Raw genomic sequence first — 25118 nt, forward strand, 5'->3', positions numbered from 1 at the left:
TCGTTCCGATGGTTCGGTCCGATTTCCCAAACGATCTTCCAAACGATTTTTCAAACGACTACCCAGACCATGCGTATCTCTTCGCAGTCCTCTTCCGACGCCGGCCCAGGTTCGGGCGGCAGCGTCCGTCACGCGACCGTGATCTTCGACGGCACGCCCCTGACGGTGGAGGACGTGGCCGCGCTGGCCCGTCGGGAAGCGGTGGCGGCCCTGTCGGCATCCCCGGCGTTCCGCGGCCGCATCGAACGCGGCATGGCGTTTCTCGACCGGCTGTTGGCGGAGGAGGGCCGCATTTACGGGGTCACGACCGGCTACGGCGACTCCTGTGGTGTCGAGGTGCCGGTGGCGATGGCGGATCGGCTGCCGCCGCGCCTGTACACCTTCCATGGCTGCGGCCTGGGTCGCATGCTCGATGCCGACGAAACTCGCGCGGTGCTGGCGGCGCGTCTGGCGTCGCTATGCCAGGGGTATTCCGCCGTCAGCCCGGCCTTGCTGGAACAGCTGACTGCCCTGCTGGCGAACGATGTGCTGCCGTGCATCCCGGCCGAAGGTTCGGTCGGTGCCAGCGGCGACCTGACGCCGCTGTCCTATGTCGCCGCGGTGCTGTGCGGCGAGCGCGACGTCATGGTGGAAGGCCGGCGGATGGCCGCGGCCGATGCGTTGGCTCAGCTGGGGCGCGCGCCGCTGCGTCTGCGCCCGAAGGAGGCGCTGGCCATCATGAACGGCACCGCGGTGATGACAGGCCTGGCCTGCCTGGCCTGGCAGCGCGCGCGCCAGCTGGCGCGGTTGGGCTGCGCGATCACCGCCGGCGCGGTCGCGGCGACCGATGGCAATCCCTATCACTTCGACCCGACGCTTTTTGCGGCGAAACCGCATCCGGGCCAGCTGCGTGCGGCTGCGGCGATCCGCGGCTGGCTTGGCGACGTGCACGCGCCGCGCCACGCGCACCGGCTGCAGGACCGCTATTCGCTGCGCTGCGCGCCGCATGTGATCGGCGTTCTGGAAGACGCGCTGGATTGGTCGCGGCAGTGGATCGAAACCGAGCTGAACAGCGCCAACGACAATCCGCTGGTCGATCCGGACGAAGAGCGCGTGCTGCACGGCGGTCATTTCTACGGCGGCCATATCGCCTTCGCGATGGACGGCCTGAAGGCGGCGGTGGCCAGCGTGGCTGACCTGCTCGACAGACAGTTCGCGCTGATGGCAGACCCACGCCACAATCACGGCCTGCCCGCCAACCTGTCCGGTGCGACCGGCGACGACGCCTGCCTGAACCATGGCCTGAAGGCCCTTCAGATCGGCGTGTCGGCGTGGACTGCCGAGGCGCTGAAGGCCACCATGCCGGCCGCGTCGTTTTCGCGCTCGACCGAATGCCACAACCAGGACAAGGTCAGCATGGGCACCATTGCCGCGCGGGACTGCCTGCGGGTGATCGAGCTGAGCGAGCAGGTCGCCGCCGCGATGCTGGTCGCGGTGCGGCAGGGGGTGGCGCTGCGGCGCCGCGCCGGCGGCACCCCGCCCGCCGCGCTGGCGCCGTTCGAACAGCGGCTGAACGCCGCGATTCCCTTCCTCGAACAGGACCGCGCGCTGGACCGCGAGCTGGTCGCGTTGGTCGGCCAGATCCGGGAGGGCCGCTGGTGAACGGTGCGGCGGTATTCTTCCTGCAGGCCGCCATCGTCGTCGGCCTGCCTTATGCGCTGTGGCGGCTGTTCGGCAAGGGTCGCGTGCTGCCGCTGGTGGTGGTGCAGATCCTGGTCGGCATCGGTCTGGGGCCGACGGGGTTTGGACGCTGGTTTCCCGAAGCGTGGGCGACGCTGTTCGGTCCGCCGGCGCTGTCAATGCTCGGCGGCCTGCAATGGCTCGCGGTGACGCTGTTCTGTTTCCTGACCGGCCTGCACCTGCGTGAGACCGAGCTGGGCGGCCAGCCGCGAGCCGCGGTGGCGGCTGGCGTAGGTGGCATCGTGCTGCCCTTCTGCCTGGGCACCGCCGCCGGTGCCTGGCTGGTGGCGGATCTGCCGCAGCTGGCGGGGCCGAATGCCGGCCCGATCGGCTTTGCACTGGTGCTGGGCCTGTGCAGCGCGGTGACCGCGCTGCCAGTGCTCGCGGCTATCCTGCGCGAAATGGGGATGGCGAGCACCGGCATGGGCCATCTTGCGCTGCGCTGCGCCGCGCTGACCGATGGCGTGGTGTGGCTTGCCCTGGCGGTAGTGCTGGTCGGCCACGGCGAAGGTGCCGGGCCAGTCGGTGTGGCCGCGCTCGCACTGATCTACCTGGCGGCCTGCCTGCTGGTGGCGCGGCCGCTGCTTGCACGCTGGCTGTCGCGCGATGGCTGGCACGCCGAACCGCTGCTGGCGGTGGCGCTGGTCACGGTGCTGGTATCGGCCTTTCTGTCGGAACTGGTCGGGCTGCACCACGTGATGGGCGGGTTTGTCGCCGGGCTGGTGTGGCCGCGACAGCATGCCTCGCAAATCAGGAAACTGCTCGAACCGGCGACGGTGGTGGTCCTGCTGCCTTTCTTCTTCCTGGCGGCTGGCCTGCGGACCACGGTCGGCATGGCCGATGGCGAAGTGCTGCGGGTCTTCGCGATCGCTGTGGTTGTTGCGGTGGTCGGCAAGACGGTTGGCGTAGCCGTGCCCGCGCGGCTGGCAGGGCTCGACTGGCGGCAAGCATGGACCTTGGGCGCACTGCTGCAGACCAAGGGCCTCGTCGAGGTCGTCGTGCTCGGCATCCTGCTCGACGCCGGCCTGATCGCCGGCCCGGCGTTTTCCGGCCTGTTGTGGATGGCACTTGCGACCACCGTATTGGCGCGTCCGCTTGCCGCCATCGCGATGCGCGCAAGGGGGAACGCCTGGCCTGTCGTCGCCGACCGCGCCGCCGAGCGCGGCTGACCCGCAGTCAGCATGGTGATGCGACTGGTTTACTGCTCGCTGTAATTCCACAGCAGCCCGCCGTCGATCACCAGCGTGGCGCCGGTGATGTAGTCGGCGTCGGCGCTGCACAGGAAAGCGGCCAGTCCCGCCACATCCCCCGGCTCGCCCAGGCGGTTCAGCGGGATATTGGCCAGCAGCGCGCGCAGCTGATCGGGGCGTTGCTGCAGGGCCTGGTTGATCGGGGTCTGGATCGCGCCGGGCGCGATGTTGTTGACGGTGATGCCATGCGGCGCCAGCTCGATCGCCAGGTTGCGCATCAGCATGCGCAGTCCGCCCTTGCTGACGCAGTAGCTGGTGAAGTTGGGGAAGGGCAGGTCTTCGTGCACCGAGCTGATGTTGACGATCTTGCCGCCGCGGCGCTGCTGTTTGCAGTGGTGCACGAACTGCTGCGACAGGAAGAACGGTCCTTTCAGGTTGACGTTCAGCACGCGGTCGTAGTCTTGCTCGGTGACCTCGCCGAACGGGGCGCGGATCTCGATGCCGGCGTTGTTGATCAGCGCATCGATCGAGCCGGCGGCCTCGGTGGCCTCGCGGAACAGCCGCTGGACCTCGCCGACGCCGCCGACATCGCCTTGCACCAGCCATGCCTGCACGCCGGCCTCGCGGATCTCCTTGCATACCTGCTCGGAACGTTCGTCGAGCCGATGCACGGCGACCACCACGTTGGCGCCTTCGCTTGCCAGCCGCAGCGCGATGCCGCGGCCGATGCCGGAGGCGGCGCCGGTCACCAGCACAGTCTTGCCTTGCAGTCTCATCTGCGCACCTCTTGACGGTGAGGCCGCCGAGGGGCGGCCGATGCTGCGGGACAGGGTTATCCCGGTGGGAGTCGGCGCGCCGCCGTGAAGTTCCGGAAGTGCCGCGCATTCGGCCATGAAATGCGCTGCGTCAGCACCGCCGCCTAGTCCGCCATGCCGACCTCGGCAACCGCAGCGGCCGCGACCTCGGCCATCCGCCGATAGCCCACATCGCCCGGATGCAGATGATCGCCGCTGTCGTAGCGCGGCAGCATCGCCTGCGGACGCGCCGGGTCGCGGATTGCTGCGTCGAAGTCCGCGACGGCATCGAATTCTCCGCTGTCGCGTATCCAGGCATTGACCGCCTGCCGCAGCGCTTCCTTTTGCGGCGGCGCATCGTAGCCGCGGATCGGCGTGCCGGCCAGCGCGCCGGCGAACGGCGTGATGGTGGCGCCGATCGCCCGGATGCCGCGTTGATGCGCGCGCCGGATCAGCTCGCGGTAGCCATGGATCATCGCGGCCGCCTGCGGCAACGGGGTGTGCGGGGCGAAGGTCGAGCCCGGCCAGCCGATGTCGTTGATGCCGATGGCGACGATCACCGCACGGATGCCACGCTGCGCAAGCACGTCGCGCTCGTAGCGCGCCAGCGCGGATTCGCCCATGCCGGCGCGCAACAACTGGCCGCCGGAGATGCCGGCATTGAGCACGGCGATGCCGCGCGGTGCGAGCCGCTCGGCGAGGCCGTCGGGCCAGCGGCGGTTGGCGTCGACGGTCGAGCCATTGCCTTCTGTGATCGAATCGCCGATCGCGACCACGGCCCCTGCGTTGTTGCCCGCCTCTACCTCGATGGCGGCGACGAGCAGCCTGCCGCTGAAGGATGTCGCATGGGAGAGCGTGGCATTGCGCGTTGCGTCGCCTGGCGACAGCCACGCGGTCTGCCGTCCATCCCAATGGAAGCCGCCTGGCCGGAACGGCTTCGGCAGATGCAGGCTGATCGCAATCTCGCTCAGCGGCGGCACGGCCAGCTCGATCGCATCGCTGGTCACGGCCGCGCCGGCCGGAATCGTGATCGACGGACTGCCGCCGAAGGTCGCCGCGCGATCAGTGCTTGCATCGATGCCATCGCGCCCTGCGGAAAGGGCGAGCCGGGCTGCACCGATTGTCACCGGCTCGCGTCCATAACGGTTGGACAGCACCAGCCGCGCGCGTGTACCGCCCACGCTGACTCTGGCGAGCTGGCGCAGCGTCTGTCGGTCCAGCCGTGCCGGCACGCCGGTCGGCAGCGGCAGTTCGCCGGCTTCCCAGATCGGCTGCTCGCTGGCGGTCCAGGTCGGCAGCCAGTGAGTCATGGGCGCCTCGGTGGCGAACGCGGAAATCGCCGCGGTGCCCACTACGACGGCGGCGCAGGTGCGCAGCCAGCGCTGGCGCAAGGCTTGGGGAAACGAAATCGGCATGGTTCAGGTGGTCCTGTGAAAGCCCGGCGGCAAGCCGGTACAGGCGTCAAGCTACGGTATGCCGATCCGTTGCAGAAGCTGGCAAAATGGCATGTCGCTCATTCGATATTGGAATAGGCTGCCCGAAATTCGCGGTGCAGCCCAACGTTGTCGGGAATCCATGATGGACACCATCCGCGCCATGCAGACGTTCGTCCGCGCCGTCGAGCTGGGCAGCCTGTCGGCCGTCGCGCGCGAACAGCAGGCCTCGCAGCCGACCGTCAGCAAGGTCGTGGCCGCGCTCGAGAGGCAGCTCGGCGTACGGCTGCTCGAGCGCAGCACCACCAGCTTGTCGCCGACCGAGGCCGGGCGCCGCTTCTACGAGCGGGCGCGGCGCGTGCTGGAGGAGTTCGGCGAGGCCGTCGGCGATGCGCAGGGCCAGGCCGAACGTCCTTCCGGACTGGTCCGGCTCAGCGCTCCGGTCAGCTTCGGCGTGCTGCGCCTGAACGCGCTGGTGCTCGCGTTCCAGCAGCAATATCCCGACGTGGAGGTCGAGCTGCTGTTCGACGACCGCTATGTCGACCTGGTAGCCGAGGGCGTCGATCTGGCGCTGCGGCTGGGCGCGCAGCTGCCGCCCAATGTGGTCGCGCGGCGCATCGCCGTGTCGCCGCGCATGCTGGTCGCCAGCCCCGTGCTGATGGGGCGGCATAAGCGCGTGCGCCGTCCCGCGGACCTGGCATCGCTGCCGATGCTGCGCTTCACGTGGCTGGCCGGCGGCAACGCGATCGTGATGGAAGGGCCGGATGGCACGGCCACGGTCGAGGCGCCATGCCGCTATCGGGTCAACAACTCGCTGGCGATGCGGGAAGGCTTTGTCGCCGGCGCCGGCTTTGGACTGACGCCGGCCTGGCTGGTGCAGGATCTGCTCGATGACGGCGTGCTGGTGCCCGTGTTGCCACGCTGGCATGGCTCCGCGCAGGACGCCTTCCTGGTCTATCCGAGCCGCCGCTATCAGCCCGCCCGCGTGCGCGTGCTGATGGATTTCCTTGCCGAGCGCATTCCGTTGCTGCCGGGCATGCGGCCCGTGTAAGGTCGCCGGGGGAACTACACGGACGCCACGATGGTGTCGCGCAGCCAGCGATGCCCCGGGTCGCGATGGACGCGCTCATGCCACAGCATCGACATTTCGTAGCCCGGTATCTCGATCGGAGCCTCGACCACCCTGATCCCGGCGGCATCGCGCACCAGGCGCGACGGCAGCATCGCGACCAGATCGGTGCTCTCCAGCACGGACAGCACGAACAGGAAATGCGGCACCGACAGGGCGACCCGGCGTGACAGCCCGCGAGCGGCCAGCACCTCGTCGGTCGGCCCGTAAAAGCCGCCGCCATCGGGCGACACGATCACGTGCTCGAGCCTGCAGAACTGCGCCAGCGTCGGCTTGCGCTTCAAGCCGGGGTGCCCGGCGCGGCCGGCCAGTACATAGCGTTCGGTGAACAGCGGCCGGCGATGCAGGCCCTGCGGCGCGCCGTCGGTCGTGTGGAAGGCCAGGTCGATCTCGCCGTGTTCGGCCTGCCGCGCCAGCAGCGACGGCACCGCCTGCACGATCGCCAGCCGGGTGCCCGGTGCTTTGGTGCGCAAGTCGCGCAGCAGCGGCAGCACGATGGTCGCTTCCGCGTAGTCGAAGGCCGCGATGCGCCAGGTGTCGCTCGCCTGCGCCGGATCGAAGGGGCCCTGCGGGGATACCGCTTGCTGCAGCGCCTTCAGCGCTTCGCGCAACGGCTCGCGCAGCGCCTCGGCACGGGCCGTCGGCCGCATGCCGCGCGGGCCGGGCAACAGCAGCGGGTCGCCCAGCGTGTCGCGCAGCTTGGCCAACTGTACGCTGACCGACGGTTGCGACAGGTTCAGCCGCTCGGCCGCGCGCGTGACGTTGCGCTCGGCCAGCAGCACGTCGAGCGTGATCAGCAGGTTCAGATCCAGCCGTCCGAAATTGTTCATGGCAATACCTGGAATTTCAGAAATTCATTTCCAATATACCGGACGCGACCCTAAGCTGGCCTTCTCTTGCAATGGGCAATGGAGGCTCACCATGAACATTCTTCTGGTCTATGCACATCCCGAGCCCCGCTCGCTGAACGGGGCCATTCGCGACTTTGCCGTCGAGCGGCTAAGCCAGGCCGGGCATACGGTGCAGGTATCCGATCTCTATGCGATGCGGTGGAAGGCCGCGCTCGATGCCGCGGACAATCTCGCCCATCGGGCCGGCGAGCGTTTCGATCCTTCGCTCGACTCCAGACAGGCGTTCGAAAACGGCACGCAGAGCGAAGACATCGCCGCCGAGCAGCGCAAGCTGCTGTGGGCCGATGCGGTGATCCTGCAGTTTCCGCTGTGGTGGTTCTCGATGCCCGCGATCCTTAAAGGCTGGGTGGAACGCGTCTATGCCTATGGGTTTGCCTATGGCGTGGGCGAGCACTCGGATGCGCGCTGGGGCGACCGCTATGGCGAGGGCACGCTGGCGGGCAAGCGCGCGATGCTGATCGTCACCGCGGGTGGATGGGAGCCGCATTACAGCCCGCGCGGCATCAACGGCCCGATCGACGACATCCTGTTCCCGATTCATCACGGGATCCTGCATTACCCGGGCTTCGACGTGTTGCCGCCCTACGTGGTCTACCGGACTGGCCGCGTCGATGCGGCACGCTTTGCGATCATCCAGCACGAATTGGGACAGCGGCTGGATCGGATCGACACGACAGCGCCGATTCCATTCCGGCGGCAAAACGGCGGGGATTATGCGATTCCGCAGTTGACCTTGCGGGACGACCTCGCGCCGGGGGAGACGGGCTTCGGGGTGCATGTTGCGGGCGTGCACGAGGCACGCCCGCCGGCCGCATCGGCAATCGGATCCGATGCGGTGATGACGCCTTAGCGAGGCGTCAGCTCGATCCGCTTCTCCGCCGCCCGCTCGACCGCCTTGCGCGAATACACCAGCGGGAACGTCTGCCCCTTGGCCCACACCGGTGCCAGATCGCGGTAGTGCGGGTTGGCCGGGTCGCCCGATTGTCCAGGGGTATTGATCACGCGCCCCTGGTCCCAGTTGCCGACGTCGAGCACCATGCGGAACGACGCGCCCGCGGTCAGGTGGTAGTCGCTGTTGCGATAGCTGGTGTTCATCGGCGTGAAGGCGGACCCGCCGATGCCGCCCGCATCGACGTTGTACTGGGCGCGCGTGGCGTCGTCGACGATGTTGGCGAGCGGATGGCGGAAGATCGCGCGATGCAGCGCGCCCCAGTTGGCCAGTTTTTCCGGCGAGGGCGAACGCCGCTCCAGTTCGGCCATCGCCGCCTTCAGCGAGGTCAGCATGACCTCGTCGCGCCGCGCCACCGGCATCCACGTGTCCGGCTGCTCCAGCACCGCCAGCACGCGCGCCGCATCGCCGGCGCCGACCAGCCTGGCGGCGTCCTCCGGCAGCGCCGCGCGCACGACCGCGGGCCGCAGATGGTTGCTGAACCAGATCTCGAACAGCGCGGCCGGCACGCTGTCGGCCCGCACATTGCCGTCCCAGCCGCGCAGCAGCGCGACGGCGCGCTGCACCTGCGGGTCCTGCAGCAGCGATGCCGCGGCGCCGGCATTGCCGACGGTGCGCATCACGGCCAACGTGCGTTGCGCCGGCAGCGACACCGTGTCGTTCTGCCACGCGATCGAATCGCGCAGCGAGCTGACCGGTGCGGCCGCGACCAGACTCTTGAGCCGGCGCGCCCGCGAGCTGTCGCTCCATTCGTAGCCGACGCCGAGCTTCGCGGCCGGATGATCCGGCGGAATATTGTTCTCGTTCGCGGTGACGATATGGCCGGCGGACGGGTTATAGGCCCACGGCAGCTCGTCCATGTTGCGGTAGCCGGCCCACTCGTAGCGCCCGTCGCCCGGTACCGGGAACAGGCCGTCCCAGTTGGGGCGGATCACCGTCAGGCCGCCCGGAATCCAGCCGATATTGCCGTTGCGGTCGGCGTAGACCTGGTTTTCGCCGGGCGCGCCCCAGCGATTCATCGCCGCGCGGAACTGGTCCCAGTTGGTCGCGCGCATGTAATCCATCGAGCCGAAGTAGGGCGCCATGCCGGCATCGAGCCAGGCCGCGCGCAGCGCCCAGGCGCGGTGGCTGGCATCGTCGGCATGCAGCACGGGGCCATGGCGCGTGAAGTCGATCGTGACCGTGCGCGGTTCGGCCTCGCCGCGGACCGCGATCTTCTCGGTGATGGTTTCCATCGGCTCCCAGCGTCCGCGATAGCGGTAGGACTTGGGCTGCGCGGGATCGGTCTCGTAGACGTACAGGTCTTCCTGATCCATGTAGAAGCGCGTCAGGCCGAAGGCGATCGTGCCGTTGTGGCCGATCGAGATGCCGGGCAGGAACGGCTCGCCCGCGCCGATCACCGACAGGCCCGGCGCATTCAGATGCGACACATAGCGCAGGCTCGGCGCGCCGTGCGACCGGTGCGGGTCGTTGGCGAGGATGGGCCGGCCCGTCGAGGTCCGGCTGCCGGCGATCACCCAGTTGTTCGAGCCGAGGCTGCGGCCGGTGTCGCTGTTCGCGTCGACCGCGGCGTAGAGCTGGTCGACCGGCACGCTACCGGCGGCCGCCTTCTGCCAGGCTTCCTTCGGGAAGTTCGCCGCGGCCGTGGCCAGCGTATAGGCCTTCTTCAGCGCGGCGGCGGGCACCGCGCAGGGGTCCAGGCCCTCCGGCAGCGTCGGCGTGATCGGCGGATCGAGCTCGCGCCGCAGCCAGTCGGCGCGCGCTGCCTGCTCCTTGGCCTGGCAGTACAGCGTGGCGCGGTCGACCTCGCCGGTGAAGTTCAGCGTCAGGCCATGGTGGCGGATCCGGACGATGTCTTCGGCGCGCCAGCGCGAAGGCTTGTAGCCCAGCTGCTTGAACTCGCGCGGCAGCAGTTCGGGCTGCGCCTCGGTCAGCGCCACGTAGGCGTTGACGCCGGCGACGAAGGCCTCGGCCACGCGCTTCGCGTCCGAGCCGTAGGCCAGCCATTCGCGGTACATGTCGCCGCGGTACAGCACCGCCCGCGCCATGCGGTCGCCATCGACATAGGCGGGGCCGAAGTCCCTGGCCATCTCGCCGAGCCCGCGCTTGCGCCACAGGTCGATCTGCCACAGCCGGTCGCGGGCGGCGATGAAGCCTTGCGCATAGAAGGCGTCGTACAGCGTGCCGGCGTAGATGTGCGGCACGCCCCAGCGATCGATCAGGATGCTGGCCGGCTTCTCCAGGCCTGGGGCTGCATAGCGGTCGGTGGGCGGGGCCGCGGACGCCGTGCCGGCCAGCATGGGCAGGGCAGCGGCTGCGACGGCGAGTTGGCGGAGCAGGGTGGCGGCGGGCCGCCGGCGGACGATGCGCATCGGGTCTCCTTGCTTTGTTGGTCTTGATGGAGCGCGTGCCGGATGATGGCTCAGCGGAATCCGGCCACCGAAGCATAGCCGAGCGGGCAGCGGCATGGGGAAGGGATGCACGGTGATCGCACGGATCGCGGGCGATGCGGGCGATGCGGGCGCGTAAGGCCATGCCGTTGTCAAAATTGCACGCGGCGCGGTATGGCGCGCCGCAGCGAACGGCGCTGTTGCACCCGGCACGATCCGTGCGTGGTCAGCAAGACTTCAAGCCCTTCGAGTCATCGCCATGGCAAGGAAAGATGAGTACGGCACCAATGCCGAGGCCGCGCGCGCGTCGACGCGCGGCCGCCACCTGATCGCGCGCCCGATGCTGTGGGTGTTTATCGCGATCGTGCTGATCGGCCTGCTGATGCTGTCGTATTGGTAAGGCAGTCGGGCGACCGTCGAAGCGCGGTCCGCCCTTGGTGCGCTCAGGCGCCTACCGGCACGTACTTGTCCCGGTGGGCTTCCAGCCATTGCGCCGACGCGCTGGCGTCGTGCTCGGTCGGGTGGAAGTCGCGGCGGAAATAGTCGCGCCAGGCGCTGAACGTCTGCCGGATCAGACCACGCTTGCCGAGCAGGAACCGCATCGCGCCGGTCCAGGTGCGCCATTGCCATAGCGTGCCGTCGCGGCGCAGGTTGTCGATGGTCTGGCGCAGCGCATCGCCAAGGAAGGTGAGGCTGATGCGGCGGAACCAGGTAATGCGCCATTCGTGCGAGCCGCCCAGCGCCTGGTACAGGTCGAAGGCGGTATTGCGGTGCTCGGTCTCTTCGGCGCTGTGCCACAGCCATAGCGTCGCCAGACGCGGGTCCTGCTCGCCGAGCATGTCCGCGTTGCGCAGCATCCAGTCGGCAAAGATCGCGGTGAAGTGTTCGAACGCCGCGGTGATGGCCAGCGGGTGGCGCGGGTCCACGCCCTCGAGCTGCTTGAGCCGTTCCTTCGATCGGACCTCCCACGCATTGACCAGCCCCTGCCTGCGCAGATGCTCGTTGTAGAGGCCGTGCAGGCGGCGGTGCGTGGCCTCCTGGCCGACGAAACCCTGCACCTCGGCGCGGAAGCGGTCCTGCTGCTCTGGCGGCAGCGCCTTCAGGCCGTTGCGCACCGCATCGATAAAGAACTGCTCCCCGACCGGGAAGCTCATCGACAGCGCATTGAGGAAGGCCGTGCGAAAGGGATCGCCCGCGCACCAATGCCGCGGGATCGGCGCTTCCATATCGACGAGCAGGCGGCGAACGACGAGATGCGTCACGGTAGTCTCCCTGGGGTATTTGCCGGGAGCGTTGCCCGGCTGGTACTGCGGAGTACCGATCATGATGGCGCGGGTCGGTACTGTCAAGTACCATGGCGGCGGACCACGACCCGACCATGACGAGCCGCCCATGCACGCACCCGCCATCCTGACCGCCGGCACCGCGCCGGACCGCAGCGAGCATCGACGCCGCCTGCTCGAAGGCATGGCCGGCGCGGTCGCGCGCAAGGGCTATGGCGAAGTCACCATTGCCGATATCGTGGCCGAGGCCAACGTCTCGCGCCGGACCTTCTACGAGCATTTCGATTCCAAGGCCGATTGCCTGATGGCGCTGTACGTCAGCGCGAGCCGGCATGCGCTGCAGGTGCTGCGCGCCGCGATCGACCCGCGCCAGCCGTGGACCGCCCAGGTCGAAGGCGCGATGCGCGCCTATCTCGGCTATATGGCGGGCAACCCCGCGCTGCTGCGCACGCTGTTCATCGAAATCCTGAGCCTCGGCGGCCCCGGCCTGGCGGTACGCCGGCAGGTCCACCGCGAGCTGGCCGAATTCATCCAGCGCACCGTCGGCACCGACCAGCGGCGCCGGCAGCGCCTGCCCTACGAGAGCGCACTGGCCCTGGTCGGCGCGGTCCACGAACTGGTGCTGGAGCGGATCGAGCGAGCCGGGCCGGCGCGGCTGGAGGCGCTGGTGCCGACGGTCTGCGATCTGGTGCGCCGGATCGTCGGGGAGCCTGTTTGATGCCCTGTTTGACGCCCCCATCGGCCATGGAAGGAATCGACTCGAACAGGGATACCGTGAATAGCGGCGGAAGTGGCGACATTGCGGCTGTCAGGGACTGTTATCTGTCGGGACGAATTGCCGACGCGCTTCACGCCGCGCAAACGCTTCTGGATCGGCACCCCGATCACGCCGAATTGCTGAACCTGGCGGGCGTTTGCTACATGGCGCTTGGCGATGACAAGGCCGCCGAGGCGGCGCTGCGCCGTGGTAGCCAGGCGGCGCCCGAGTCCGCTGACATCAGCAACAATCTCGGCGCGCTGTATCGCAAGATGGGGCGGCAAGACGAGGCAGAGCGGTGGTTCCGGCGCGCTGTTGCCACGGCACCGGGTCATGGGCAGGCACTGCTCAATCTTGGCTTGCAGTTGCGATCGGCCAGGCGCCTCGACGAGGCCCGGCACGCGATATCGCAAGCGATCGAGATGGCGCCCGACAACCATCAGGCCTGGAATGTCCTTGGACTGGTGCTGAAGGATTTACGCCGCTTCGACGAAGCAGACATTGCGCATCGGCGTGCACTGGCACTGGATCCGCACAATGCCTCGTACCGGCTCAACCTTGGCAACCTGCTGCTTTACCGGAACAATTGGCCAGAAGGGCTTCCGCTATTCGAGGCTCGCTGCGAGGCAGGTTTGCAAGGAGCATTCTCCAGCTCGCCCGGGCTACCGTTTCCGCAGTGGCGAGGCGAGTCGCTGGCGGGGGCATCGCTGCTGATCTGGCCCGAGCAAGGCTACGGCGATCAGATTCAGCTGGTGCGCTATGTCAGGAAGATCAAGGAATCCGGTGCCAGGCACGTTACGCTGGTGTGTGATGCCGCGACCCTGGCATTGTTCTCTTCGATGCCCGAAGTCGACGCACTGGTTCCCCGCGAACGATTCAATCCGTCCGCCTGCCCGCGGCATGATTTCTGGACCTATATCTGGAGCATCCCGCTCAATCTGAAAAGCGGGCCCGGGTCGATTCCATCGGAGTTGCCATATCTCTTCGCGCCTGCGACCGCGGCATCGAAATGGGAGCGCTTCTTTCCAAAGAGACGCCTTCGAGTGGGACTGGTATGGAGAGGGAACCCCGGCAACGAGAACGACCATGTCAGGTCGCTGCCGAGCCTGAAGACGCTGGAGCCCCTATGGCAAACCGAGGGTGTCACGTTTGTCAGTCTGCAGAAGGAGGCTGACGGAGACCGGATACGGTCGGAGATCGGTGACCGCTTCATCCTGAACCTGGGAAATCGGGCGGCCGACTTTGCCGACATGGCCGGTATCATTTCCCGGCTGGATCTGGTCGTGGGAGTCGATACGGCCGTGGTGCATCTGGCCGCAGCGCTTGGCAAGCCCACCTGGATATTGCTTTCCAACGTTGCAACCGACTGGCGCTGGACGTGCGAAGGACCGACATCGATCTGGTATCCGGGCGCCGTCAGGCTGTTTCGGCAGGAGGTGGGCGACACCGACTGGTCCGGCGTCGTCGCGCTTGTCGCTGATGCCTTGTCCGCGGTTCGGAAAGCGAAACCGTGACTGGAACAACAATACGGAGGTTCGCCCCATGCCCGTGTTTCGCAACCTGGAGCAGCAATCGCTGGACAAGCAGTACAACAACCGGGCCGCGGTGCCCGAGCACCCGGCTATCCTGGCGCGGTGGGCTGCGGATGCCGCGGCCTTCCGGCAGGCACATGCGGTCGAGGAAAACCTCGCCTATGGCAGCGATCCGAAGCAGACGCTGGACTATTTCCCCGCCGGGGGGGCGGGCCGGCCGCTGCTGATCTTCATTCACGGCGGCTATTGGCAGGCGCTGGACAAATCCGATTCCAGCCATCTTGCCGCCCCGTATCTCGCACGCGGCATCGATGTGGCGATGCTGAACTACCGGCTTGCACCGGACGTGACGATGGCCGAGATCGTGCGCGACAACCGCAGTGCCGTGGTGTGGTTGCACCGGAATGCGCGCGTGCTGGGCTTCGACGCCAATCGCATCTTCGTCTCCGGCCATTCGGCGGGAGGCCAGCTGGTCGGCATGCTGGCCGGCACGCGGTGGGAGGATGTCGGCTTGCCGGCCGACGTGTTGAAGGGCGGCTGCTCGATCAGCGGGCTCTACGACCTGGAGCCGATCCGGCTCTGCTATCTCAATCGCGTGATCGGCCTGACCGAAACGGATGTCGCCGCCTACAGCCCGATTCACCATCCGCCAACCACAACGCTGCCGATGATCCTCACCGTGGGCGGCGATGAGTCCGATGAATATCACCGCCAGCAGGCGGAATATGCCGCGCTGCTCCGGCAACGCGGCGTGCCCGTCAGCATCGTCGTGCAGGCGCACGGCCACCATTTCGATGCGCTGGAGCATCTCGGCGATGCGCAAAGCGAGCTGGCGGCGGCCGTGCGGGGGATGATCGAGGCGACCGCGTAACTCTCGCACTGGGCGTCCGATCGGTGCGACGGATCGTCATGGCAATGGAGTGATCAGGTAGCTGAAATGGACTCCAGCGCTTCCCCCCGCGTCTCAATGCCGAACCGGTAGACGATCCATGCCGCCGCCAAAAAACAGGCGGCGCCCAGCGCGAAGACGCCGGCCTGGCCTGCAAGCGGCAGTACCAGTCCAACCAACGCCGGGCCGATCAGCGAGCCGACACGGCCGACGGTCGACGCCATGCCGCACCCGGTAGCGCGCGCCCTTGTAGGGTAGAGCTCCGGGGTATAGGTATAGAGCACCGCCCACATGCCGAACATGAAGAACTGCATCGTGCCGCCGGACAGGAACAGCGCGGCCGGCTCGGCGTGCATGCCGGCGACGCGGCCGTAGAGAAACGCCGCTACGGCGCCGCCCACCAGGGTCGCCACGCATGCCGGTTTCCTGCCCCATCGCTCGACCGCCCACGCGGCGCACAGGAAGCCGGGAATGCCGCCGATCGAAATGTAGACGGTATAGAGCACCGACTTGGTCACGCCCATGCCTCCCTGCTGCAGCAGGGCACCGATCCAGGTATTCAATCCATAGAAGCCCAGCAAGGCGAAGAACCATAGGCCCCAGACCGTCATCGTCCGATTGCGGTACTCGGGAGACCACAGCACCTTCACGCCGAAGGTTTGCGCATCGGCCGTCGTCACCGTGGCACTGGCTTCGGGCAACGATGTCAGCTTCAGGCGGCGCATCACCGTCGATTCGATGCCGTCGACGACGCGTGCCGCCTCCTCGTGCCTGCCCTTGGATTCGAGCCAGCGCGGCGATTCCGGTACGTAACGACGGACCACGAAGAGAAACAGCGCCGGAACGGCGCCGAGCATGAACATGGTGCGCCAGTCGTATGCCGACAGGACATAGTAGGACATCAGTCCGGCGCAGATGAAGGCGATCGGCCAGTTGCCATCCATCAGCGCCAGATACTTGCCGCGCTGGCGCGCCGGAATGAATTCCGACAACAGCGTTTGCGCCAGCGGCAGCTCCATGCCCATGCCGACACCCAGCAGCAGCCGGTACAGGCCGAGGGTGACGGGATCGTTCGCGGTCGAGCAAAGGAAGCTGCCGACGCCCCAGACGATCATGCTGACCTGGAAGACCGGCTTGCGTCCAAAGCGATCCGCCAGCATGCCCGAGCCGAGGGCGCCGACTGCCATGCCGACAAAGCTGGCGCTGCCAAGCATTCCCGCCTGCGCGCTGGTCAGCCCGAATTCGGTGCGGATCGACCCGAGCAGATACGTCATCATCGCGAGGTCGAGATTGTCGAAGAAGAACGCCATTGCAATGACGGCGAAAAGACAGCGGTGGTAGCCGCAGATGGGCAGGCGTTCAAGGCGGTCGCCGACGCGCACGCGCATCAGCTCGATCGGTGTCACTCTCATGTTGTCTCCTGTCTTGTCGTGGCCGGCTCCGTGCGGAGCGGTGGTGTGCAACATGGCCGTGCGGCATGTCGTTCGCTACTGTCGCGCGGGATGGCAGGCGGGGCACGCGTCGAGATGCCAACGGCTATCGCCATGGCGCCAACAGGTTCGACCGGCGTGGCGAATGCGGCTGATCATCGCGCGATGGATTCATGCGCGGAACGGAAGACACTGCGGATGCGTGGCCGCCCGCTCGTGGAGCAGGGTGGCCACGCCTTGCGGCCCATTGGAGAGGGCCAGGAGGGAGCGATCGGAGCGCGGAGGCGGTAGGGATCAGCGGGCGGAGAAGCGCTGCGGATCGAACGCTTCCTCAGGCAGCGCCGACAGCGTCGCGCCGGCCGGAAACGGATAGCGCAAGTAAGGTGCCCGTGGCTGGCCGGGCGGCGAGTATTGTCCGTCCGCGAGAATCCGCTTCTTGGCCGACAGTGAAAGGATTTCGCAGCGGTACGCCACGATCTGGTTGGCGGCCCCATCTTCGATCGGGGTGTAGTCCTTTTCGGGGCGGAACTTGTCGAGTGCCAGGTACTGATGCGCCCGAATTTCGTCGGTCTGGTCGCGCAAGGTGGCGACGCATCTCGCGATGACACTGTAGTACTCGAGGCTGGTGTTCTGGCCTTTGGGTGCCTTGAGCAATGCCACTGGGCGATCGATCTCGATGGTCACGTGAGGATTGGCCCGTATCGCCGAAGCCAGCTTTCCGTAGCGGGAGCTATGGATCAGGAAGGCATCTCCGGTGAAGGTGAAGCTTTGGGCCGTCACGTAAGGGAAGGGGTTGTCGTGGACGGCGACCCGGCAAATCAGTTCGTCCTTTAGAAAGGCCTCGATGGCGGGCCAGTCTGACCATGCCAGGTCGGTTCTCCGCATTTCATTGGTCAAGTAGGCGGGCGTCATGTTCGCACTCGGATTTATGGTTTGAGGGAATCAGTACAGAAAGCGCAGCTGGTCGCGCGCGGGGCCCAGGCCGACGCCACGAAGTCGGCGAGCGACGGCGCCTTCCAGCCAATGCAGCAAGGCATCGAGCTGCGGTGGCAGCGGGTCTTCACGGCGCTGTGGCAGCGCATTTCGACTGAATGCGGGAAATTCGCGGATGCGAGGTTCGGTTGTGCGATGAGAGGCGCCATCGAACAATGGAATAACCTGGCGCCGCGTGTCGACGAACCACGCCAGGCAATCGCATTTGTTCAGGAACCACTCGTCGATGCCATGCTGACGTATCGTCGTCCGTAGTTGCGCGACGTCGAGCAGTCCAATGCGACGCGGCCGCCCGGTCACGGTGCCGTACTCGTCGGCCAGCACGCGAAGGGCGGTGCCGATATCGAAGGCGTCGTCGCTGGCGAGCAGGCGAGCCGGATCATGGCGCGCGGCCTCGCGATACCGGTCGCCACGGTGTGCTGCCGCTGCCGCGCAGTATTGCGCCGAGCGCGTGCCGCCCAGCTCCGACGGGAAAGGTCCCGCGCCGACGCGCGAGACGATGGCCTTGGCGACGCCGATGGTCTTGCGGTGGTATTTGGCTGGCAGGTCGCCGCCGACATAAGCATAGGCCGGCACGGTATGGCTGGAGGTCACCCATGGCTGGTCGCCGTGCGTCACGTCGAGCATAACGGACTGTGCTCCCTCGAACAGCACGCGCGCGCCGCCCTCGACCAGCGTGCCCAGATGGTCCGGCTCAGAGGTGACGAAGTCGCGTACGGTCCGCCAGGCGGCGCGCATGCGGACGACCGCCGAGCTACGAGCATCCGCGCCGGCGCCCGTGCCGCCCTGCTTCTTGCACTCGCCAAGAAGGCGGAACACCGCTTCGCTGTCGGCGACCAGATCGCGCAGCTGGAACGCGACACGCATGCCCCCGCGCATGCGCCTTGCGTGGTCGGAGTAGCAGGGCCCGATGCCGTTTCCGGTGGTTCCGATGCTGCCACCATCGTCCCGGTCGAGCGCTACATGGGCGGGTTGGATCAGAGGGCAGCGGTCGCTGATGTTCAGACGCCCGTGCAACGAGATGCCGCGCGACGCCAGCATCGCCATCTCGTCGGCCAGTTCGGCCAGGCCGATCGCGCATCCCGAGCCGATGTAGAGCGACAGCGAAGGGTGCAGGACGCCGGAGGGAATCTGCCGCAGGCGAAGCGCGCCACCGGGGGCATCGATCGTATGCCCGGCATTGGCGCCGCCGTTGAAGCGCGCGATGACGTCATAGTCGCCGGCGAGATGGTCGACGATTCTGGCTTTGCCTTCGTCCCCATATTGCAGGCCGACCAGCACGTCGGCATATCCGGTGCGGGATGGTGTCGTCATGCGTCGATGGCCAGCGCGAACGTGGCTTCGATTTCGACCGGTGCGCCGAATGGCAGGCTTGCGACGCCGATCGCAATGCGCGCGTGTCTGCCCTTGTCGCCGAAGACGAAGTTGATCAGCTCGGAAGCGGCGTTGACCACGGCAGGAGCATCGTGGAAGCTCGCCGAGGTGGCCACGAAACCGCCAATGCGCAGCACGCGCTGGACCCGTTCGAGGTCGCCGTCCGTGGCGGCGGCGACCCAGCCGAGTACGTTGGCCACGCAGAGCCGCGCGGCTTCGCGCGCCGTGTCGAGCGACACGCCGTCAGGGACTCGGCCCGTCGCGAACGCCTTGCCGCCAACCGTTGGCAGTTGGCCCGAGATCGTCAGGATCCCGCGGTGCAGGGTATAGGGGACAAACAGCGCGGATGGCATGTCGGCCGGAGGCAGGACGATTCCGGCCTCCCGGATGCGTTCGATGACTGGCATGAGCTTCCTCGTGAGCAATGGCGACGCGCTGCCGGCGCCTTGCACGGCAGTGTCGCCATCTCACTGTGCCTTGGGAGCCCGCCGTCGTCCCGTGCGGCGAGGCCATGCGATGTCGCGCGGACGCCAGCTTCCGCGCGATGCGCTGCTAATGCTGCGCCATATCCTGAAAGTACTCGGTCGGCGTCATGCCGAGGGCGCGACGGAACATGGCGCTGAACGCGCTGGGACTCTCGTATCCCAGCTCGAGGGCAATGTCGGTGACGGGCTTGCCTTCTGCCAGCAACCGCACGGCGGCCATTAACCTGGCCTGCTGCTTCCAGCGGCTGAAGGTCAGGCCAGTCTCCTCGGGAAACAGGCGGATGATGGTGCGTTCGCTGGCACCGACGGAGCGGCTCCATTCCTCGACCGACGTCTCGTCGGACGGCTCGGCGACAATGCGGGCGCAAATGCGGGCCAGGCGTGGATCGCGGGGCATCGGAAGATGCAGTGGCACGACGGAGAGCGGCCGCATTTCATGCAACAGCAGGCTGGCGACGAGCCCGTCGCGACCCTCCTCGTGATAGTCAAGCGGCATGGTCACCGCCGCCGAGATCAACTCGCGCAGCAGCGGCGGCACTGCCACCACGCAACACGTCGTCAGCTCGGTGGGGACTGCGTCCTCCCGGACATAGACGGTGCGCATCTCCACGTCGCCGCACGCCTTCATTGCGTGCCGGACATTGCAAGGCACCCACACGGCCCGCTGTGGGGGTACCACCCAGGATCCCCATTCCGTCGTCACCAGAATCGCCCCGGTATAGGCATAGATCAACTGGCCGCGCGGATGCGAGTGATAGTCGATATAGAACCGGTCGGGCAGCTCGCGAGCCATGCCGCCGAGCGGGCGGTCGATGTGCTGGTAGTCGTCGCGATTCTCGCTCTTTCCGAACATGGCGTCTCCGAGATAGCGGGTGTCATCTGGCGGGGCGCCGTTTGCGCCTTGGCCATTTATCTTGGGGGTCGACGTGAGCGCGTCGTATTTTTTTAGCGATCGGTGTTCGCATCGAACCCGAATGTTCGGAGCCAAATTTAATGTCAGTGTATCGAAACTTCAATCAGGAATCGCTCGACCGGCAATACAACGTCCGGGGCGGCATTCCGCACTATCAGGCGATCTTCGAGCGGTGGGCAAAGCAGAGCGCTGAGGTTCGTCAGGCGCATGCCGTCAGCCAGGATCTCGCCTACGGCGATGACGCGAAACAGAAGCTCGATTTCTTCCCTGCTCGCAGTGCTGGCCGGCCATTGCTGATCTTCATTCACGGCGGATATTGGCAATCGCTGGACAAATCCGATTTCAGCTATCTGGTGATCCCGTACCTGGAGCGCGATATCAATGTCGCCGTGGTCAACTATCGGCTCGCACCCACGGTCGCGATGGGCGATATCGTGCGTGATAACCAGGATGCCGTGGTATGGCTGTACCGGCAGGCGCAGACGCTCGGCTTCGATGCCGATCGCATCTTCCTGTCCGGGCACTCGGCCGGCGGCCATCTGACTGCGACGCTGGCTGGTACGAGTTGGCAGGACTTCGGGGTGCCGGCGGACGTGCTGAAGGGCGGCTGCGCAATCAGCGGCCTCTATGATCTGGAGCCGATCCGACTCTGCTATCTCAACAAGGTGGTGGGATTGACGGAGGCGGACGTCGGCGCCTACAGTCCGATGGGCCATCCGCCCTCGACCAGGCTGCCGATGATCCTTACCGTCGGCGGCGATGAGTCGGACGAATATCATCGCCTGCAGGCCGACTATGCCGCGCTGCTGCGTCAGCACGGCGTACCGGTGGAGATCGTCGACCAGCCCAGCGGCCATCATTTCGACGCAGTCGATGCTCTCGGCGAGGCGCGCGGCGTGCTGACCGAGGCCGTGCTGAGGATGATCGCGGCAGCGGCGTAAAGACGCCAACGCCTCAGGAGCGGGCCATCTGTGCATTCCTCTCCTTGGCCGGGAAGCAGAGGTCCGCCAGCAATGCCACGAGGAGCAGCGCCGCCGCGGTCAGGAACAGCAGCCGGTGCGATTGCCCGCTCGCATTGAACAGCGCGGAATAGGCGTAACCCGCGACGGCCATCGCCGCCGCCGACACGATGCTGGCGCGGCTCCAGGCGATGTTTTGCCGCGGCGCATGGTCCGGGACGAGTTCATGCACACGGGCCAGCGCCAACGGCACCATGCCGGGCGCGAAGGTGCCGATCACGACGGTCAGGGCACCGAGCACCAGCAGGTTGTCGGTGACATACACCGCGGCCAGCACGATGGCCAGCACCAGCGACACCAGCCTGATACCCGGACCGGCGCCCAGCCGATCGGCGAGAAAGCCGTACAGCGGCGGTCCGGCGATGGCGCCAAGGCCATAGACCGCCCAGAACACCGCGCCCAGATGCGTGCCCGCGCCCAGGCCGCGGGCGATGAAGTCCACCAGGAATACCATCGGCACCACCGCGGCGGTCGCCATCAGCGCGTACTGCAGGAACAGCATCCACACGGCGCGGCCGAAGCGCGGCGTCGCGGACGGTGCCGGTCTTGCCGGCGCCGGGTGAGGCCGATCCAGCTGCCGTGGCGGCCACGCGAACCAGCTGGCCGCGGTCAGCAGCGCCGACACGATTGCCAGGCCGATCCAGGTTTGCGCCAGCCCCCATTGCAGCAACAGCGGAATGATGGTGCCCGATCCCGCAATGCCGAGCCCGAGACCGAGGAAGATGGCGCCGCCCGCGGCGCCTTTGCGCGCCGGCGGCACGTGCGGCAGGATGGTGCCGGCCACCAGCACCATGACGATCCCGCCGGCGATTCCCGACATGAAACGCCACGCGAAATACCAGCCGAACGACAGCGGCACGGCACAGGCGAGAAAGGCGGCGGTGATCCATACCATCATCAGGCGCAGCGTGCGCTCGTTGCCCAGCCGCGCACCGACGGTCCGGCCGATCCATGCACCGCAGACATAGCCGGCCAGATTGGCGGCGCCCAGATAGATCACGCTGGAAGCGGGAAACCAGTGCGCCTGGATCAGTTCGGGGATCAGCGGCGTGAACGCGAAGCGCGCCAGCCCGATGCTGTCGAGGCTGGCGCACAGGCCAGCGAAGATGTAGCGCCAGACCAGCGCGCGGTCCAGTTGTGCTGGCGTGTAGGAAGGAGGGTGTTTGGTCATGGGTGAGCGTGATAGGGAGGCAGGGCGCGCATCGTCCGGCGCCGGTTCGATGGATGGCTGATGTTTGACACTGTTGTCATGTTTGACAACTTAGTCAAGATTGACGAAGGTGTCAATCATCGGCTTAAATGGCAGCATGTTTTCAAGGGGCTTTGCCGCCCGAGCATTTGGAGAAACAGATGGCTGGGGTTCGCCAATTCGATGAAGGTCTTGCGCTGGACAAGGCGCTGGCGCTGTTCTGGCAGAAGGGCTATGCCGCGACCTCGATGCAGGAGCTGGCCGCGGCCACGGGGGTGCAGCGCGGCTCCCTGTACAACGCCTATGGCGACAAGGAAACGTTGTTCCTGCGCGTGTTCGATCTCTATCGCGAGCGCTTCGTCGGGCAGATGCGCGAGGCGCTGGACAAGCCGAGGTTGCGCGACGCGCTGCGCGGCTTCTTCGGCTGCGTGATCGCCTCGATGACCACGTCGATGGCCAGCGGGATGCCGACCCGCGGCTGCCTCAGCACCAAGACCGCCGTGGGCACCGAAGATCTGGAGGGGCCGCTGCGCGCGGCCCTGAAGGCCTTGCTCGACGATATCGAGCAGGTGCTGTTCGAGCGCTTGTCGCGTGAGGGCGAGCAGGCGCCGCTGGCACTGCCGCCGCGGCAGGCCGCCCGGCTGATCGTCACGTTCACGCGGGGACTGGTCGTGGTCGAACGGGTCTATCAGGACGAGAAACGGCTGCGCGCCACGGCCGACAATCTGATCGCCGTGCTGCTCGGGCCGCAATAACGCCTCTTCGCGATGGCCCGATGACGCGATGACCCGACCACCGCGGCGCGCCATTGTTCAAGCGGCGCCAACAGTGCTGCCAATGCCGGGGCGATGATCTTTTGGTCGCCGCCGCGCATAGTTCTCCCATGTCGCAACCCTTCCTCTCTATCCGCGACCCTTCCAACGGAGAACTGACATGAGCACCGACAATCTCACCGACAATCTCACCGACAAGCGCACCGACAAGCGCACCGACAAGCGCACCGGCAAGCCCGCCGACAAGCGCACCAAAAACCAGGTCGCCATCGTGACCGGCGCCTCCCGCGGCATCGGCGCCGCGATCGCGCGGCGCCTGGCCCGCGACGGCTTCACCGTCGTCATCAACTATGCCGGCAGTGCCCGCGACGCCGAGGCGCTGGCCGGGCAGATCGAGCAGGCCGGCGGGCGCGCCATTACCGCGCAGGCCGACGTCAGCGACGGCGCGGCCGTCCGGCGCATGTTCGACGCGGCCGAGACCGCGTTCGGCGGCGTCGACGTGCTCGTCAACAACGCAGGCATCATGCGGCTCGCCACGCTGGCCGACAGCGACGACGCGTTGTTCGACAGCCAGGTCGCCATCAATCTGAAGGGCACCTTCAACACGCTGCGCGAGGCGTCGCGACGGCTGCGCAGCGGTGGGAGGATCATCAATCTGTCGTCGAGCATGGTCGGCTTGTCTCAGCCGACCTACGGCGTCTATGCGGCGACCAAGGCCGGCGTCGAGGCGATGACGCGCGTGCTGACCAGGGAATTGCGCGGCCGCAATATCACGATCAACACGGTGGCGCCAGGTCCCACGGCGACCGCGCTGTTTCTCGATGGCAAGCCGGACGAGGTGGTCGAGCGCCTGGCGAAGCTGGCACCGCTGGAGCGGCTCGGTCAGCCGGAGGACATTGCCAACGTGGTGTCCTTCCTCGCCGGTCCCGATGGCGCCTGGGTCAATGGGCAGACGCTGCGCGCGAACGGCGGCGTCATTTGATGCCGGAGTATCGCGCCGGCGCTAGCGGAAGCTGGCGCGATACTGCGCCGGGGAAATGCCAAGCCGCTGCTGGAACAGCACGCGCATCCGGTCCACCGTCACGAAGCCGCACTTGTAGGCGATCGACTTCAACGGCAGGGCACTGCCCTCCAGCAGATTGCGCGCGATATCGATGCGCGCGCGCTCGATGAACGCATGCGGCGTCATGCCGGTATCCGCGACGAACAGGCGGACCAGATTGCGTCCGCTCATGCCGACTTCGGCAGCCAGCGCATCGAGCGTCAGCCTGGCGCCGATGTTCGCCATCACATAGGCCTGCACGCGGGCCACCGGCGAATCGGCCTGCGTGGGCGCCGCGGCCAGATAAGGGCTGAACTGCGACTGGCCGCCCTGGCGCTGCGCCACCACCACCAGCCGCTTGGCCACCGCCAGCGCCGCCGCGGCGCCGTGGTCCTCCCGCACCAATGCCAACGCCAGGTCGATGCCGGCGGTGACCCCCGCCGAGGTGACCAGCTTGCCGTCGCGCAGATGGATGCGGTCGTACTCGACCGTGGCGGCAGGAAACCGCTCGGCCAGGTGGGCGGCGTTCTGCCAGTGGGTCGTCACCGTCCGGCCATCCAGCAGGCCCGCGTGGCCCAGCACGAAGGCGCCGGTACAGACCGAACCATGCAGCCGCGCGCGCGATGCCGCGTTACGTAGCCACTTCGACACCGCGGCATCGGCCGGCGCACTCGGCAGGCCAGGGCCGCCCGCCACCAGCACGATATCGAGGCGTGGCGCTTCGTCGTTCAGCGACAGGTCCGGCATCAGCTGCATGCCGTTGGACGCGCGCAGCGGCTTGCGTGTCTTGCCGACCAGCACCGTCTGATAGCGGTCCTTGGGCCCGATAAAGGCATTGGCCTCGGCGAAGACGTCGACCGGACCGGCGACATCCAGCGCCTGCACGCCGTCGAGCATCAAGATGGCTACGGTGGTTACGCTCAT

Annotated in this window: 23 protein-coding genes; 11 read left to right on the forward strand and 12 right to left on the reverse strand. The window is 67.2% G+C overall.

Annotated elements, in window-relative coordinates:
- Positions 1-69: 69 nt before the first annotated feature.
- Together hutH and LRR16_RS05155 are read left to right on the forward strand one after the other, a co-directional pair.
- Positions 70-1641 carry a histidine ammonia-lyase gene (gene hutH / locus LRR16_RS05150; RefSeq protein WP_023264797.1) on the forward strand — a complete coding sequence of 524 codons (1572 nt, stop codon included), beginning with the start codon at positions 70-72 and terminating at the stop codon, positions 1639-1641.
- Positions 1638-2888, forward strand: coding sequence for a cation:proton antiporter (locus tag LRR16_RS05155; protein ID WP_232205007.1), 1251 nt, complete (start codon positions 1638-1640; stop codon positions 2886-2888). Before hutH ends, LRR16_RS05155 begins: the two co-directional genes overlap by 4 nt.
- 29 nt (positions 2889-2917) lie before the next feature.
- Here the strand turns inward: LRR16_RS05155 and LRR16_RS05160 are convergent, their stop codons facing one another.
- Both LRR16_RS05160 and LRR16_RS05165 read right to left on the reverse strand, forming a co-directional pair.
- On the reverse strand, positions 2918-3685 hold the full coding sequence (locus tag LRR16_RS05160; RefSeq protein ID WP_232205009.1) for an SDR family NAD(P)-dependent oxidoreductase: 768 nt from the start codon (positions 3683-3685) through the stop codon (positions 2918-2920).
- Positions 3686-3828: 143 nt separating this feature from the next.
- The gene (locus LRR16_RS05165; protein WP_232205011.1) at positions 3829-5118 is read right to left on the reverse strand and encodes an SGNH/GDSL hydrolase family protein; all 1290 of its coding nucleotides are present in this window, start codon (positions 5116-5118) and stop codon (positions 3829-3831) included.
- Positions 5119-5281: 163 nt separating this feature from the next.
- On the opposite strand from LRR16_RS05165, the gene LRR16_RS05170 reads away from it, so the two are divergent.
- On the forward strand, positions 5282-6187 hold the full coding sequence (locus tag LRR16_RS05170) for a LysR family transcriptional regulator (RefSeq protein ID WP_232205272.1): 906 nt from the start codon (positions 5282-5284) through the stop codon (positions 6185-6187).
- 14 nt (positions 6188-6201) lie between these two features.
- Here the strand turns inward: LRR16_RS05170 and LRR16_RS05175 are convergent, their stop codons facing one another.
- Positions 6202-7095: a LysR family transcriptional regulator gene (locus LRR16_RS05175; RefSeq protein WP_232205012.1), complete on the reverse strand. Its 894-nt coding sequence runs from the start codon at positions 7093-7095 to the stop codon at positions 6202-6204.
- Positions 7096-7186: 91 nt separating this feature from the next.
- Here LRR16_RS05175 and LRR16_RS05180 point away from each other — a divergent pair, with 91 nt between their 5' ends.
- Positions 7187-8026: an NAD(P)H-dependent oxidoreductase gene (locus tag LRR16_RS05180; RefSeq protein WP_232205273.1), complete on the forward strand. Its 840-nt coding sequence runs from the start codon at positions 7187-7189 to the stop codon at positions 8024-8026.
- Here LRR16_RS05180 and LRR16_RS05185 read toward each other — a convergent pair.
- A complete protein-coding gene (locus LRR16_RS05185; protein WP_370646758.1) occupies positions 8023-10497 on the reverse strand; it encodes a penicillin acylase family protein in 2475 nt (824 codons plus the stop codon). The genes LRR16_RS05180 and LRR16_RS05185 overlap by 4 nt on opposite strands.
- Positions 10498-10774: 277 nt before the next feature.
- Here LRR16_RS05185 and LRR16_RS05190 point away from each other — a divergent pair, with 277 nt between their 5' ends.
- On the forward strand, positions 10775-10915 hold the full coding sequence (locus LRR16_RS05190; protein WP_023264801.1) for a hypothetical protein: 141 nt from the start codon (positions 10775-10777) through the stop codon (positions 10913-10915).
- 43 nt (positions 10916-10958) lie between these two features.
- Here the strand turns inward: LRR16_RS05190 and LRR16_RS05195 are convergent, their stop codons facing one another.
- Positions 10959-11777, reverse strand: a complete 819-nt coding sequence (locus LRR16_RS05195) for a metal-dependent hydrolase (protein WP_232205019.1) — start codon at positions 11775-11777, stop codon at positions 10959-10961.
- A 130-nt stretch (positions 11778-11907) separates the two neighbouring features.
- On the opposite strand from LRR16_RS05195, the gene LRR16_RS05200 reads away from it, so the two are divergent.
- Genes LRR16_RS05200 through LRR16_RS05210 form a run of 3 tightly spaced genes read left to right on the forward strand, consistent with a single transcriptional unit; the run spans position 11908 to position 14958 of the window.
- Positions 11908-12516 carry a TetR/AcrR family transcriptional regulator gene (locus LRR16_RS05200; RefSeq protein WP_006576211.1) on the forward strand — a complete coding sequence of 203 codons (609 nt, stop codon included), beginning with the start codon at positions 11908-11910 and terminating at the stop codon, positions 12514-12516.
- A 26-nt stretch (positions 12517-12542) separates the two neighbouring features.
- Complete coding sequence (locus tag LRR16_RS05205) at positions 12543-14069, forward strand: tetratricopeptide repeat protein (RefSeq protein ID WP_232205041.1); 1527 nt, start codon at positions 12543-12545, stop codon at positions 14067-14069.
- Between the two features lie 28 nt (positions 14070-14097).
- Entirely contained in the window at positions 14098-14958 is an 861-nt protein-coding gene (locus LRR16_RS05210; RefSeq protein WP_232205275.1) for an alpha/beta hydrolase, read from the forward strand.
- Between the two features lie 53 nt (positions 14959-15011).
- Here LRR16_RS05210 and LRR16_RS05215 read toward each other — a convergent pair whose 3' ends face one another.
- The 5 genes from LRR16_RS05215 to LRR16_RS05235 form a co-directional block, all read right to left on the reverse strand.
- Positions 15012-16388, reverse strand: coding sequence for an MFS transporter (locus LRR16_RS05215; protein WP_043441440.1), 1377 nt, complete (start codon positions 16386-16388; stop codon positions 15012-15014).
- Between the two features lie 312 nt (positions 16389-16700).
- Complete coding sequence (locus tag LRR16_RS05220; protein WP_006576208.1) at positions 16701-17318, reverse strand: pyridoxamine 5'-phosphate oxidase family protein; 618 nt, start codon at positions 17316-17318, stop codon at positions 16701-16703.
- Positions 17319-17348: 30 nt separating this feature from the next.
- Positions 17349-18713 (reverse strand): adenylosuccinate synthetase, encoded by a 1365-nt coding sequence (locus tag LRR16_RS05225; RefSeq protein WP_023264804.1) that lies wholly within the window; start codon positions 18711-18713, stop codon positions 17349-17351.
- Positions 18710-19180 (reverse strand): RidA family protein, encoded by a 471-nt coding sequence (locus LRR16_RS05230; protein WP_006576206.1) that lies wholly within the window; start codon positions 19178-19180, stop codon positions 18710-18712. Before LRR16_RS05230 ends, LRR16_RS05225 begins: the two co-directional genes overlap by 4 nt.
- 145 nt (positions 19181-19325) lie before the next feature.
- The gene (locus LRR16_RS05235) at positions 19326-20111 is read right to left on the reverse strand and encodes a helix-turn-helix domain-containing protein (protein WP_006576205.1); all 786 of its coding nucleotides are present in this window, start codon (positions 20109-20111) and stop codon (positions 19326-19328) included.
- A gap of 140 nt (positions 20112-20251) precedes the next feature.
- Between LRR16_RS05235 and LRR16_RS05240 the strand changes: the two genes are divergently transcribed.
- Positions 20252-21112 carry an alpha/beta hydrolase gene (locus tag LRR16_RS05240; RefSeq protein ID WP_006576204.1) on the forward strand — a complete coding sequence of 287 codons (861 nt, stop codon included), beginning with the start codon at positions 20252-20254 and terminating at the stop codon, positions 21110-21112.
- A 13-nt stretch (positions 21113-21125) separates the two neighbouring features.
- On the opposite strand, the gene LRR16_RS05245 is transcribed toward LRR16_RS05240, so the two are convergent.
- Entirely contained in the window at positions 21126-22361 is a 1236-nt protein-coding gene (locus LRR16_RS05245) for a YbfB/YjiJ family MFS transporter (RefSeq protein WP_232205043.1), read from the reverse strand.
- Between the two features lie 179 nt (positions 22362-22540).
- On the opposite strand from LRR16_RS05245, the gene LRR16_RS05250 reads away from it, so the two are divergent.
- Positions 22541-23134, forward strand: a complete 594-nt coding sequence (locus LRR16_RS05250; protein ID WP_064576625.1) for a TetR/AcrR family transcriptional regulator — start codon at positions 22541-22543, stop codon at positions 23132-23134.
- A 178-nt stretch (positions 23135-23312) separates the two neighbouring features.
- Positions 23313-24134 (forward strand): SDR family oxidoreductase, encoded by an 822-nt coding sequence (locus LRR16_RS05255; RefSeq protein ID WP_232205045.1) that lies wholly within the window; start codon positions 23313-23315, stop codon positions 24132-24134.
- A 21-nt stretch (positions 24135-24155) separates the two neighbouring features.
- On the opposite strand, the gene LRR16_RS05260 is transcribed toward LRR16_RS05255, so the two are convergent.
- On the reverse strand, positions 24156-25118 hold the full coding sequence (locus LRR16_RS05260) for a GlxA family transcriptional regulator (RefSeq protein WP_064576624.1): 963 nt from the start codon (positions 25116-25118) through the stop codon (positions 24156-24158).

The sequence above is a fragment of the Cupriavidus sp. UGS-1 genome, from assembly GCF_021213615.1.
Classification (GTDB): domain Bacteria; phylum Pseudomonadota; class Gammaproteobacteria; order Burkholderiales; family Burkholderiaceae; genus Cupriavidus.

Bases quoted from the DNA above. Each gene is read 5' to 3' on its own strand.
- LRR16_RS05180 (WP_232205273.1), top strand. From the start codon at position 7,187: ATGAACATTCTTCTGGTCTATGCACATCCCGAGCCCCGCTCGCTGAAC.
- LRR16_RS05170 (WP_232205272.1), top strand. From the start codon at position 5,282: ATGGACACCATCCGCGCCATGCAGACGTTCGTCCGCGCCGTCGAGCTG.
- LRR16_RS05185 (WP_370646758.1), bottom strand. From the start codon at position 10,497: ATGCGCATCGTCCGCCGGCGGCCCGCCGCCACCCTGCTCCGCCAACTC.
- LRR16_RS05160 (WP_232205009.1), bottom strand. From the start codon at position 3,685: ATGAGACTGCAAGGCAAGACTGTGCTGGTGACCGGCGCCGCCTCCGGC.
- LRR16_RS05165 (WP_232205011.1), bottom strand. From the start codon at position 5,118: ATGCCGATTTCGTTTCCCCAAGCCTTGCGCCAGCGCTGGCTGCGCACC.
- LRR16_RS05225 (WP_023264804.1), bottom strand. From the start codon at position 18,713: ATGACGACACCATCCCGCACCGGATATGCCGACGTGCTGGTCGGCCTG.
- LRR16_RS05205 (WP_232205041.1), top strand. From the start codon at position 12,543: ATGGAAGGAATCGACTCGAACAGGGATACCGTGAATAGCGGCGGAAGT.
- LRR16_RS05260 (WP_064576624.1), bottom strand. From the start codon at position 25,118: ATGAGCGTAACCACCGTAGCCATCTTGATGCTCGACGGCGTGCAGGCG.
- LRR16_RS05250 (WP_064576625.1), top strand. From the start codon at position 22,541: ATGGCTGGGGTTCGCCAATTCGATGAAGGTCTTGCGCTGGACAAGGCG.
- LRR16_RS05210 (WP_232205275.1), top strand. From the start codon at position 14,098: ATGCCCGTGTTTCGCAACCTGGAGCAGCAATCGCTGGACAAGCAGTAC.
- LRR16_RS05200 (WP_006576211.1), top strand. From the start codon at position 11,908: ATGCACGCACCCGCCATCCTGACCGCCGGCACCGCGCCGGACCGCAGC.
- LRR16_RS05240 (WP_006576204.1), top strand. From the start codon at position 20,252: ATGTCAGTGTATCGAAACTTCAATCAGGAATCGCTCGACCGGCAATAC.
- LRR16_RS05235 (WP_006576205.1), bottom strand. From the start codon at position 20,111: ATGTTCGGAAAGAGCGAGAATCGCGACGACTACCAGCACATCGACCGC.
- LRR16_RS05245 (WP_232205043.1), bottom strand. From the start codon at position 22,361: ATGACCAAACACCCTCCTTCCTACACGCCAGCACAACTGGACCGCGCG.
- LRR16_RS05255 (WP_232205045.1), top strand. From the start codon at position 23,313: ATGAGCACCGACAATCTCACCGACAATCTCACCGACAAGCGCACCGAC.
- LRR16_RS05230 (WP_006576206.1), bottom strand. From the start codon at position 19,180: ATGCCAGTCATCGAACGCATCCGGGAGGCCGGAATCGTCCTGCCTCCG.
- LRR16_RS05215 (WP_043441440.1), bottom strand. From the start codon at position 16,388: ATGAGAGTGACACCGATCGAGCTGATGCGCGTGCGCGTCGGCGACCGC.
- LRR16_RS05190 (WP_023264801.1), top strand. From the start codon at position 10,775: ATGGCAAGGAAAGATGAGTACGGCACCAATGCCGAGGCCGCGCGCGCG.
- hutH (WP_023264797.1), top strand. From the start codon at position 70: ATGCGTATCTCTTCGCAGTCCTCTTCCGACGCCGGCCCAGGTTCGGGC.
- LRR16_RS05175 (WP_232205012.1), bottom strand. From the start codon at position 7,095: ATGAACAATTTCGGACGGCTGGATCTGAACCTGCTGATCACGCTCGAC.
- LRR16_RS05220 (WP_006576208.1), bottom strand. From the start codon at position 17,318: ATGACGCCCGCCTACTTGACCAATGAAATGCGGAGAACCGACCTGGCA.